The sequence below is a fragment of the Pseudomonas sp. JQ170C genome (assembly GCF_035581345.1).
GTDB lineage: Bacteria > Pseudomonadota > Gammaproteobacteria > Pseudomonadales > Pseudomonadaceae > Aquipseudomonas.
Window position 1 is genome coordinate 4955378 of the sequence record NZ_CP141608.1, and the last position, 11785, is coordinate 4967162.

7 protein-coding genes are annotated in these 11785 nt (G+C 63.0%); all 7 read left to right on the plus strand.

The window, feature by feature from the left end:
- Positions 1-30 precede the first annotated feature (30 nt).
- The gene (locus U9R80_RS22510) at positions 31-2112 is read left to right on the plus strand and encodes a putative bifunctional diguanylate cyclase/phosphodiesterase (RefSeq protein ID WP_442964989.1); all 2082 of its coding nucleotides are present in this window, start codon (positions 31-33) and stop codon (positions 2110-2112) included.
- Between the two features lie 148 nt (positions 2113-2260).
- Positions 2261-3592 carry an imelysin family protein gene (locus tag U9R80_RS22515; RefSeq protein WP_301840304.1) on the plus strand — a complete coding sequence of 444 codons (1332 nt, stop codon included), beginning with the start codon at positions 2261-2263 and terminating at the stop codon, positions 3590-3592.
- A 247-nt stretch (positions 3593-3839) separates the two neighbouring features.
- Positions 3840-5267 (plus strand): di-heme oxidoreductase family protein, encoded by a 1428-nt coding sequence (locus tag U9R80_RS22520; RefSeq protein ID WP_301840303.1) that lies wholly within the window; start codon positions 3840-3842, stop codon positions 5265-5267.
- Between the two features lie 16 nt (positions 5268-5283).
- A complete protein-coding gene (locus tag U9R80_RS22525) occupies positions 5284-6348 on the plus strand; it encodes an imelysin family protein (protein WP_301840302.1) in 1065 nt (354 codons plus the stop codon).
- Between the two features lie 2 nt (positions 6349-6350).
- Positions 6351-7448: a DUF1513 domain-containing protein gene (locus U9R80_RS22530; protein WP_301840301.1), complete on the plus strand. Its 1098-nt coding sequence runs from the start codon at positions 6351-6353 to the stop codon at positions 7446-7448.
- 123 nt (positions 7449-7571) lie between these two features.
- Positions 7572-8723 (plus strand): efflux RND transporter periplasmic adaptor subunit, encoded by a 1152-nt coding sequence (locus tag U9R80_RS22535; RefSeq protein ID WP_301840300.1) that lies wholly within the window; start codon positions 7572-7574, stop codon positions 8721-8723.
- A 13-nt stretch (positions 8724-8736) separates the two neighbouring features.
- A complete protein-coding gene (locus U9R80_RS22540) occupies positions 8737-11784 on the plus strand; it encodes a multidrug efflux RND transporter permease subunit (protein WP_301840299.1) in 3048 nt (1015 codons plus the stop codon).
- Position 11785 lies beyond the last annotated feature (1 nt).

Below are 11785 nucleotides of genomic sequence, written 5' to 3' on the forward strand. Positions count from 1 at the left end.
TAGTGGATTGCCAAGTTTGATGGCAAAATGATGCCATGCGCATGGATTAAGGAAACCCCATTGAAGCTGGAACTCAAGAACAGCTTATCGGTCAAGTTGCTCAGGGTTGTACTGCTCTCGGCACTGGTAGTTGGTGTCGTCCTCAGTTGCGCGCAGATCGTCTTCGATGCCTACAAGACTCGTCAGGCAGTGGCCAATGACGCCCAGCGAATCCTCGACATGTTCCGCGACCCTTCCACCCAGGCCGTCTACAGCCTGGACAAGGAAATGGGCATGCAGGTCATGGAGGGGCTGTTCCAGGATGAGTCGGTGCGCATGGCCGCCATCGGCCACCCCAATGAAACCATGCTGGCGGAGAAAAACCGTCCGCTGCAGGAATCCCCGACCCGCTGGCTGACCGACCTGATCCTGGGCCAGGAGCGCACCTTCACCACGCAATTGGTGGGCCGCGGCCCCTATAGCGAGTATTACGGCGACCTGAGCATCACCCTGGACACTGCCAGCTACGGCAAAGGGTTTCTGGTCAACTCGGTGATCATCTTCATTTCCGGGGTGTTGCGCGCCCTGGCCATGGGCCTGGTGCTGTACCTGGTCTATCACTGGATGCTGACCAAGCCGCTGTCGAAGATCATCGAGCACCTTACCCAGATCAATCCCGACCGCCCCAGCCAGCACCAGATCCCGCTGATCAAGGGCCACGAACTCAACGAGCTGGGGCTGTGGGTCAACACGGCCAATCAGTTGCTGGCCTCTATCGAGCGCAACACCCATCTGCGCCATGAGGCCGAGAACAGCCTGCTGCGCATGGCCCAGTACGACTTTCTCACCGGCCTGCCCAATCGCCAGCAACTGCAACAGCAGCTGGACAAGATCCTGGTCGATGCCGGCCGCCTGCAACGCCGGGTGGCGGTTCTGTGCGTCGGCCTCGACGACTTCAAGGGCATCAACGAGCAATTCAGCTACCAGACCGGCGACCAATTGCTGCTGGCCCTGGCCGATCGCCTGCGTGGCCACAGTGGCCGGCTCGGCGCCCTGGCGCGCCTGGGGGGCGATCAGTTTGCCCTGGTCCAGGCCGATATCGAACAACCCTACGAAGCGGCGGAACTGGCCCAGAGCATCCTCGATGACCTGGAAGCCCCCTTTGCCCTCGACCACCAGGAAATCCGCCTGCGCGCCACCATCGGCATCACCCTGTTCCCCGAAGACGGCGACAGCACCGAGAAGCTGCTGCAAAAGGCCGAGCAGACCATGACCCTGGCCAAGACCCGCTCGCGCAATCGCTACCAGTTCTATATCGCCAGCGTCGACAGCGAGATGCGCCGCCGTCGCGAACTGGAGAAAGACCTGCGCGAAGCCCTGCCACGCAATCAGTTGTACCTGGTCTATCAACCGCAGATCAGCTACCGCGACCACCGCGTGGTCGGCGTCGAGGCCCTGTTGCGCTGGCAGCATCCGGAGCTGGGCATGGTCCCGCCGGACCAGTTCATCCCCCTGGCCGAGCAGAACGGCAACATCATCGCCATTGGCGAGTGGGTGCTCGACCAGGCGTGCCGACAACTGCGCGAATGGCACGACCAGGGCTTCAGTGAACTGCGCATGGCGGTCAATCTGTCGACCGTGCAGTTGCACCACAATGAACTGCCGCGGGTGGTCAACAACCTGCTGCAGATCTACCGCCTGCCGCCCCGCAGCCTGGAGCTGGAAGTCACCGAAACCGGCCTGATGGAAGACATCAGCACCGCCGCCCAGCACTTGCTCAGCCTGCGTCGCTCCGGTGCGTTGATCGCCATCGACGACTTCGGCACCGGCTACTCCTCGCTCAGCTATCTGAAATCGCTGCCGCTGGACAAGATCAAGATCGACAAGAGCTTCGTCCAGGACCTGCTCGATGACGACGACGATGCCACCATCGTCCGGGCCATCATCCAGCTGGGCAAGAGCCTGGGCATGCAGGTCATCGCCGAGGGCGTGGAAACCGCGGAGCAGGAGGCCTACATCATTGCCCAGGGCTGCCATGAAGGTCAGGGCTACCACTACAGCAAACCCTTGCCCGCGCGGGAGCTGACAGCCTTCCTCAAGCAGGCGCAACGCAATCAGCTTTCTATTCTGTAACCCCCACCGGCATTGAGCAAAAGGGCACAACCACGCATTTGAATATTTACGTGACTGCCCCTTTACACAAAATGCAAATCTTTCGCATTATGTTGCAGCTTTGCGTACCCCGGTACGCGTGTCCAACCTCTCGACGCAGGAATTCACCATGATTCGTATGCCTCTGGCCACCGCCAGTCTGTTGGCCATTGCCATCTCTCTCGCCGGTTGCGGCGACGACAAGGACAAGGCCGCCGCACCGCAAGCCCAAGCGCCTGCCGCCAGCGCAGCAGCACCGGCTGCCGGTGCCGTCGACGAGGCCGCCGCCAAGGCCGTGGTCAAGCACTACGCCGATATGGTCCACGCCGTGTACAGCGACTCGCTGAGCACCGCCAAGACCCTGCAAACCGCTATCGATGCCTTCCTCGCCAAACCCAACGACGAAACCCTGAAGGCCGCCAAGGCCGCCTGGGTAGCCTCGCGCGTTCCATACCTGCAGAGCGAAGTGTTCCGCTTCGGCAACACCATCGTCGACGACTGGGAAGGCCAAGTGAACGCCTGGCCCCTGGACGAAGGCCTGATCGACTACGTCGACGCCAGCTACGAGCACGCCCTGGGCAACCCGGGTGCTTCGGCCAACATCATCGCCAACACTGAAATCCAGGTCGGTGAAGACAAGATCGACGTCAAGCAAATCACCCCGGAAAAACTCGCCAGCCTCAATGAGCTGGGCGGTTCCGAAGCCAACGTAGCCACTGGCTACCACGCCATTGAATTCCTCCTCTGGGGCCAGGACCTCAACGGCACCGGCCCAGGTGCCGGCGCACGTCCAGCCTCCGATTACCTGGAAGGCGCAGGCGCCACCGGTGGTCACAACGAACGTCGCCGCGCCTACCTCAAGGCCGTGACCCAACTGCTGGTCAGCGACCTTGAAGAAATGGTCGGCAACTGGGCGCCGAACGTCGCCACCAACTACCGCGCCACCCTGGAAGCCGAGCCTGTCACCGACGGCCTGCGCAAAATGCTGTTCGGCATGGGCAGCCTGTCGCTGGGCGAGCTGGCGGGCGAGCGCATGAAGGTTTCCCTGGAAGCCAACTCCCCTGAAGACGAACACGACTGCTTCAGCGACAACACCCACTACTCGCACTTCTACGACGCCAAGGGCATCCGCAACGTCTACCTGGGCGAGTACCTGCGCGCCGATGGCACCAAGATGACCGGCCCGAGCCTGTCGTCGCTGGTCGCCAAGATCGACCCGGCCACCGACGCCACCCTCAAGGCCGACCTCGAAGCCACCGAAGCGAAGATCCAGGTCATCGTCGACCACGCCAACAAGGGTGAGCACTACGACCAACTGATCGCTGCCGACAACACTGCGGGCAACCAGATCGTGCGCGACGCCATCGCCTCGCTGGTCAAGCAGACCGGTGCCATCGAACAGGCTGCAGGCAAGCTGGGCATTGCCAACCTGAACCCGGACACTGCTGATCACGAGTTCTGATTCAGCGGCTGGATAAAAAAGGCGACCCTCGGGTCGCCTTTTTTGTGGGCTGCACACCCTGTAGGAGCGGGCTTGCCCCGCGATAGCGATCTGTCAGGCGCATCGCTATCGCGGGGCAAGCCCGCTTCTACAGCAAACCCTCTGGATAACACCGATTTCATCTGCCAAACGCAAATCCCTCTTATTCGATGTCCCTTAGCCTGCTAAGCTTGCACGCCGGTTTTTACCCCAAGCCCCAGGATTTTCGATGTCCTCGTTGCTTCACCGCCTTTGTCCCCTGCTGCTGGCCCTCAGCCTGGCAGGCTGCGACGACGCCCCGCGTTTCACCCAGGCCGAGCCCGGCGAAGCCCTGGGCGGCGGCCAGACGACGGTCAACAAACGCGACCAGAACGCCTACTCCATGCCTTCAGCCAACCTCGCGCCCAGCCGGCGCCTGGACTTCAGTGTCGGCAACAGCTTCTTCCGCAACCCCTGGGTGATCGCGCCTGCCACCACCACCGCCCGTGACGGTCTGGGGCCGCTGTTCAACACCAACGCCTGCCAGAACTGCCACATCAAGGACGGCCGCGGCCACCCGCCTGGCCCCAGCGCCAAGCATGCCGTGTCGATGCTGGTACGCCTGTCGATTCCTGACCAGCCGCACTACGCCAAGGTGATCGAACAACTGGGCATCGTCCCGGAGCCGGTCTACGGCGGTCAGTTCCAGGACATGGCCGTGCCCGGCGTAGCCCCCGAAGGCAAGGTACGGGTCGAGTACTCCCCTGTGCCGGTGACCTTCAAGGACGGCACCACCGTAGAACTGCGCCAGCCCACGCTGAAGATCACCCAACTGGGCTACGGCCCGATGCACGCCGATACGCGCTTTTCCGCCCGCATCGCTCCGCCGATGATCGGCCTGGGTCTGCTCGAAGCCATCCCCGAAGCCGCACTGCTGGCCAACGCTGACCCCGATGACCGCAACGGCGATGGCATCCGCGGCCGCCCCAACCAGGTCTGGGACGATGCCCAGGGCAAGACCGTCATGGGCCGCTTCGGCTGGAAGGCCGGGCAACCGAACGTCAATCAGCAGAACGTGCATGCGTTCTCCGGCGACATGGGCCTGACCACCCGCCTGCGGCCGATGGACGACTGCACCCCGGCGCAGGTCGACTGCCTCAATGCACCCAACGGCAACGGCGCCAACGGCGACCAGGAAGTCAGCGAAAACATCCTGCGCCTGGTGCTGTTCTACACCCGCAACCTGGCGGTGCCGATCCGCCAGGACGTCGATTCGCCCCAGGTGCTGGCCGGCAAGAACCTGTTCCACCAGGCCGGTTGCCAACGCTGCCATACCCCAAGCTTCACCACCGCGGCCGATGCCGCCGAGCTGGAGCTGGCCAATCAGTTGATTCGCCCCTACAGCGACCTGCTGTTGCACGACATGGGCCCAGGCCTTGCCGACAACCGCACCGAGTTCAAGGCTGGCGGCCAGGACTGGCGTACGCCCCCTCTGTGGGGTATCGGCCTGACCCAGACCGTCAGCGGTCACACCCAGTTTCTTCACGATGGCCGCGCCCGCGACCTGCTCGAAGCCGTGCTCTGGCACGGCGGCGAAGCCGAAGCGGCCAAGCAGCATGTCTTGACCTTCAATGCCGAACAGCGCACCGCGCTGCTGGCATTCCTGAATTCACTTTAAGCCAAAGGAGCCGGGCATGTTCCGACCCAAACTGTTGTTCACAAGCCTCGCCGCCCTTGCCCTGGGTGCGTGCTCGCCGCAGGACCCGCAAGCGGTAACTTCGGCCGCCATCGCCAAGCAGGTGATCCTGCCGACCTACAGCCGCTGGGTCGAAGCCGACCGCCAGCTGGCCGTCAGCGCCCTGGCATTCTGTGAAGGCAAGGCCGACCTGGCCACCGCCCGTGCCGACTTCCTCCACGCGCAAAAAGCCTGGGCGGAACTGCAACCGCTGTTGATCGGCCCGCTGGCCGAAGGCAACCGCGCCTGGCAGGTACAGTTCTGGCCAGACAAAAAGAACCTGGTGGGTCGTCAGGTCGAGCAACTGGTCAATGGCGACAAGCCGGTCGATGCCGCCTCCCTGGCCAAGTCCAGCGTCGTGGTGCGTGGCCTCTCCGCCTACGAATACATCCTGTTCGACAGCAAGCCAGATGCGGCCAACGCCGAGCAGAAAGCCCGCTACTGCCCGCTGCTGGTCGCCATCGGTGAGCATCAGAAGGCCCTGGCCGAAGAGATCCTCAAAGGCTGGAACAACACCGACGGCATGCTGGCGCAGATGACCAAGTTCCCCAACCAGCGCTATGCCGACTCTCACGAAGCGATCGCCGATCTGCTGCGCGCCCAGGTCACCGCCCTGGATACCCTGAAGAAAAAGCTCGGCGCGCCCATGGGCCGCTTGAGCAAGGGCATCCCGCAGCCGCTGCAGGCCGAAGCCTGGCGCAGCCATTCCTCGCTCAAGAGCCTGGAAGCCAGCCTGAAAGCCGCAGAGACCGTCTGGGTCGGTGTCGACAACCAGGGCCTGCGTGGCCTGCTGGGCAAAGACCAGAAAGCCCTGGCCGACAAGATCGATGCCGCCTATGCCAGCGCCCTGAAACTGCTGGCCGACAATCAGAAGCCACTGGGTGAGCTGCTCGATGACGAAGCCGGCCGCCAGCAGCTCAATGCAATCTACGACAGCCTCAACGTCATCCACCGCCTGCACGAGGGCGAGCTGGCCAAAGCGTTGAATATTCAGCTGGGCTTCAATGCCAACGACGGTGACTGATCATGTTGCGACGCCAGGCTCTCAAACTCGGTAGCGTTCTGCTCAGCGCCCTCACCCTGGGCGGCTGGACCCTGTTTCGCGGCAAAGACAGCGGCCCGCTGCTGCTCTCGGCCCGCGATGACGGCGACGGCAAGCACTACGCCGTCGGCTATCGCCTGGATGGCACCCAGGTGTTCGCCACCCAGGTGGGCCAGCGTTGCCACGACATCATCAACCACCCCGAGCAGCCGATTGCCCTGTTCGTGGCCCGGCGCCCCGGCACCGAGAGTTACCTGATCGACCTGCGCGATGGCCGTCTGCTGCAGACCATCACCTCGCAGCCGAACCGGCATTTCTATGGCCACGCGGTCATCCACAAGGGCGGCGAATGGCTGTATGCCACCGAGAACGACACCACCGATCCCGGTCGTGGCGTACTCGGTGTCTACCGTTTTGACGGCGAGCGCCTCAGCCATACCGGCGAGATTTCGACCCACGGTATCGGCCCGCATCAGGTGTCATGGATGCCCGATGGCGAAACCCTGGTGGTCGCCAACGGCGGCATTCGCACCGAGGCCGAAAGCCGGGTGGAGATGAACCTCGACGCCATGGAGCCAAGCCTGGTGCTGATGCAACGCGATGGCACCCTGCTGAGCAAAGAAGTACTGCCCCAGCAGATGAACAGCGTGCGCCACCTGGCCATTGCCAGCGACGGCACCATCGTCGCCGGCCAGCAGTTCATGGGCAGCGGCGATGAAACCGCCGAGCTGTTGGCGATCAAGCGTCCGGGGCAAGCATTCCAGGCGTTTGACGTGCCGGAGCATCAGCTTCAGTCGATGGCCAACTACACCGCCAGCGTGGCCATCCACAACGAGCTGCGCCTGGTCGCCTTGACCGCACCACGGGCCAATCGCCTGTTCATCTGGGACCTGGACACCGCACAGGTGCGCCTGGATGCACCGATGCCCGACTGCGCCGGCGTCGGCGCGGTAGCCGACGGTTTTGTCGTCACGTCCGGCCAAGGTCGCTGCCGGCTGTACGACTGCCGCAAGGCCGAACTGATCGGCCACCCCCTGCAACTGCCTTCCGGGCTGTGGGACAACCACCTGCACCTGGCCTGAAACAACCCGGGAACAGAAAGTTCCCAAACCCGGTCAAACGCGTAATATCGCTACATCGCACGTGGGCAGGAACGCCCCGCAGTCGTGCCATCGAACAATAAATCGTATCCAAGGAACTGGACTATGCTGCGCCGCCGCATGCTGATCATGTTGGGTGTTGTTCTGCTGCTCGTGCTGATCCTGGGGGGCTACAAGGCGTTCTCCATTTATCAGCAGGTCCAGATGTTCTCGGCCCCCAAGCCACCGATCAGTGTGGCGGCGACCGAGTCGACTGAGCGCATGTGGCAAAACCGCCTGCCCGCGGTGGGCAGCCTCACCGCCCTGCAAGGGGTCGACCTGAGCCTGGAGATCGCCGGCACGGTCAAGACCCTGCAGTTCGAGTCCGGGCAGAAAGTGAGCAAGGGCCAGCCCTTGCTGCAACTGGACAGCGACGTGGAAACGGCTCTGCTCGGCACCGCCCTGGCAGATCTTGGCCTGGCCCAGGTGGACTTCAATCGCGGCAGCCAGCTGGTGGGAAGCCAGGCAATTTCCCGCGGCGAGTACGACCGACTCAATGCCCAGTACAAGCGCAGCAAGGCGGTGGTCGACCAGCTCAAGGCGGCCCTGGCGAAAAAAAGCATCAATGCCCCCTTCGGCGGCACCATCGGCATCCGCCAGGTGGATGTCGGCGACTACCTGGCCAGCGGTACGGTGATCGCGACCCTGCAGGACCTGAGCAGCCTGTACGTGGACTTCTTCGTGGCCGAACAGGCAGTCCCCAGGCTGAGCATCGGCCAGCAAGTGCTGGTCAGCGTCGCGGCCTACCCGCAACAGACCTTCCCCGGCACCATCAGTGCGATCAACCCCAAAGTCGAGGACAGCACGCGTAACGTGCAGGTACGCGCGACCCTGGCCAACCCCGAGGGCAAGCTGTTACCCGGCATGTTCAGTAGCCTGCAGGTGCTGCTGCCCGACCCCGGGCCGCAGATCGTGGTGCCCGAAAGCGCCGTGACCTACACCCTCTATGGCAACTCGGTGTACGTAGCCGTGCCGAAAAAGACCGAAGACGGCCAGCCACAGAAAAACGCCGAAGACCAGCCCGAGCTGATCGCCGAGCGGCGCTTCGTCGATACCGGTGAGCGCCGCGATGGCCTGGTGGTCATCCACAAGGGCCTCAAGGCCGGGGAGCAGGTGGTGACCGCCGGCCAGTTGAAGCTGACCCAGGGCGCGTCGATCACCCTCAGCCCGGACAAGACCCTGCAAGCACCGTCCAACAACTCGGCGCACGCCAACTGATCGAGGAGGCGTCATGGCTTTTACCGATCCATTCATCCGCCGTCCGGTGCTGGCCAGCGTTGTCAGCCTGCTGATCGTGCTGCTGGGCTTCCAGGCCTGGAGCAAACTGCCCATCCGCCAGTACCCGCAGATGGAAAACGCGCTGATCACAGTGACCACCGCCTACCCCGGCGCCAACGCCGAGACCATCCAGGGCTATATCACCCAGCCCATGCAACAAAGCCTGGCCAGCGCCGAAGGCATCGACTACATGACCTCGGTGAGCCGGCAGAACTTCTCGGTGATTTCGGTCTACGCGCGCATCGGCGCCGACAGTGACCGGCTGTTCACCGAACTGCTGGCCAAGGCCAACGAGGTGAAGAACAAGCTGCCCCAGGACGCCGAAGACCCGGTACTGAGCAAGGAAGCCGCCGATGCCTCGGCACTGATGTACATCAGCTTCTACAGCGGCGAAATGAGCAACCCGCAAATCACCGACTACTTGTCACGGGTGATCCAGCCCAAGCTCGCGACCCTGCCCGGCATGGCCGAAGCGGAGATCCTCGGCAACCAGCTGTTTGCCATGCGCCTGTGGATCGACCCGGTGAAACTGGCCGGCTACGGCCTGAGCGCCAACGAAGTGACCGACGCGGTGCGCCGCTACAACTTCCTGTCGGCCGCCGGCGAGGTCAAGGGTGAGTACATCGTCACCAGCATCAACGCCACCACCGAGCTGAAGACCGCCGAAGCCTTCGCCAATATCCCGCTCAAGACCAGCGGTGACAGCCGGGTGCTGCTCGGGGACGTAGCGCGGGTGGAGATGGGCGCGGAAAACTACGACACGGTGAGCTCGTTCGACGGCACCCCCTCGGTGTACATCGGTATCAAGGCCACGCCCGGCGCCAACCCGCTGGATGTGATCAAGGAGGTGCGCAAGCTGATGCCCGAGCTGGAAAGCCAGCTGCCGCCCAATCTGAAAGCCTCCATCGCCTACGACGCCACCCTGTTCATTCAGGCTTCGATCGACGAGGTGGTCAAGACCCTGGTCGAGGCGGTGCTGATCGTCATCGTCGTGGTGTTCCTGTTCCTTGGCGCCTTGCGCTCGGTGCTGATCCCGGTGGTCACCATTCCGTTGTCGATGATCGGCGTACTGTTCTTCATGCAACTGATGGGCTACTCGCTGAACCTGCTGACCTTGCTGGCGATGGTGCTGGCCATCGGCCTGGTGGTGGACGATGCCATCGTGGTGGTGGAGAACATCCACCGCCACATCGAAGAAGGCAAGACGCCCTTCGAGGCGGCGCTGGAAGGTGCCAGGGAGATCGCCATGCCAGTGGTGTCGATGACCATCACCCTGGCAGCGGTCTACGCCCCTATCGGCTTTCTGGAGGGGCTCACGGGGGCATTGTTCAAGGAGTTCGCCCTGACCCTGGCCGGTGCGGTGATCATTTCCGGCATCGTCGCCCTGACCCTGTCGCCGATGATGTGCGCGATGCTGCTGCGTCACGAGCAGAACCCCAGCGGCCTGGCCCATCGCCTGGACAATCTGTTTGAAGGGCTCAAGGTGCGCTACCAGAAACTGTTGCATGCCACCCTGAACACCCGGCCGGTGGTGCTGGTATTCGCGGTGATCGTGCTGTGCCTGATTCCGGTGTTCCTGATGTTCACCAAGAACGAGCTGGCACCGGATGAAGACCAAGGCGTCATCTTCATGATGGCCACGGCACCGCAACCCACCAACCTGGATTACCTCAGCGCCTACACCGACGAGTTCATCGACATCTTCAAGGCGTTCCCCGAGTACTACTCCTCGTTCCAGATCAACGGTTTCAACGGCGTGCAATCGGGGATTGGCGGCTTCCTGCTCAAGCCCTGGAACGAACGCGAGCGCACCCAGATGGAGTTGCTGCCGCTGGTGCAAAGCAAGCTCGAAGGCATTGCCGGCCTGCAGATCTTCGGGTTCAACCTGCCCTCGCTGCCGGGCACGGGCGAAGGCTTGCCCTTTCAGTTCGTGATCACCACGGCCAATGACTATGAGTCGTTGCTGGAAGTGGCCGAACGGGTCAAGGAACGTGCCCAGGCGTCGGGCAAGTTCGCCTTCCTCGACATCGACCTGGCCTTCGACAAACCCGAAGTGGTGGTCGATATCGATCGGGCCAAGGCTGCACAGATGGGGGTATCCATGGATGCCCTGGGGGGGACGCTGGCAACCCTGCTGGGTGAGGCAGAGATCAACCGCTTTACCATCGACGGGCGCAGCTACAAGGTCATTGCCCAGGTCGAGCGGCCCTATCGCGACAACCCTGACTGGTTGAGCAACTACTACGTCAAGAACCAGCAGGGTCAGATGCTGCCGCTCTCGACCCTGATCACCCTCAGTGACCGCGCGCGGCCACGCCAGCTCAACCAGTTCCAGCAATTGAACTCGGCGATCATCCAGGGCTTTCCCATGGTCAGCATGGGGGAAGCCCTGGACACCGTGAATGGCATTGCCCGTGAAGAAGCACCGGCAGGCTACACCTTCGACTACGCCGGGGCGGCGCGCCAGTTCGTGCAGGAAGGCAGTGCGCTGTGGGTCACCTTCGGCCTGGCCCTGGCGATCATCTACCTGGTACTGGCCGCCCAGTTCGAGAGCTTCCGTGACCCACTGGTGATTCTGGTAACGGTGCCGCTTTCGATCTGCGGCGCGCTGATTCCGCTGTTCCTGGGCATCTCGAGCATGAACATCTACACCCAGGTGGGCCTGGTGACACTGATCGGGCTGATCAGCAAGCACGGCATTCTGGTGGTCGAGTTCGCCAATCTGCTGCGCCAGCAAAAAGGCCTGAGCGCCCGTGAAGCCGTCGAAGAAGCAGCGGCGATCCGCTTGCGCCCGGTGCTGATGACCACAGCAGCCATGGTCTTTGGCATGGTGCCGCTGATTCTGGCCACCGGTGCCGGGGCGGTGAGCCGCTTTGATATCGGTACGGTGATTGCCACCGGCATGTCGGTGGGCACGCTGTTCACCCTGTTCGTGCTGCCTTGCGTCTATACCCTGCTGGCCCGGGCTGACGTACCCCAGGCGCAGACGCAAACCGCCTGAA

Bases quoted from the DNA above. Each gene is read 5' to 3' on its own strand.
- U9R80_RS22520 (WP_301840303.1), top strand. From the start codon at position 3,840: ATGTCCTCGTTGCTTCACCGCCTTTGTCCCCTGCTGCTGGCCCTCAGC.
- U9R80_RS22530 (WP_301840301.1), top strand. From the start codon at position 6,351: ATGTTGCGACGCCAGGCTCTCAAACTCGGTAGCGTTCTGCTCAGCGCC.
- U9R80_RS22525 (WP_301840302.1), top strand. From the start codon at position 5,284: ATGTTCCGACCCAAACTGTTGTTCACAAGCCTCGCCGCCCTTGCCCTG.
- U9R80_RS22540 (WP_301840299.1), top strand. From the start codon at position 8,737: ATGGCTTTTACCGATCCATTCATCCGCCGTCCGGTGCTGGCCAGCGTT.
- U9R80_RS22515 (WP_301840304.1), top strand. From the start codon at position 2,261: ATGATTCGTATGCCTCTGGCCACCGCCAGTCTGTTGGCCATTGCCATC.
- U9R80_RS22510 (WP_442964989.1), top strand. From the start codon at position 31: ATGCCATGCGCATGGATTAAGGAAACCCCATTGAAGCTGGAACTCAAG.
- U9R80_RS22535 (WP_301840300.1), top strand. From the start codon at position 7,572: ATGCTGCGCCGCCGCATGCTGATCATGTTGGGTGTTGTTCTGCTGCTC.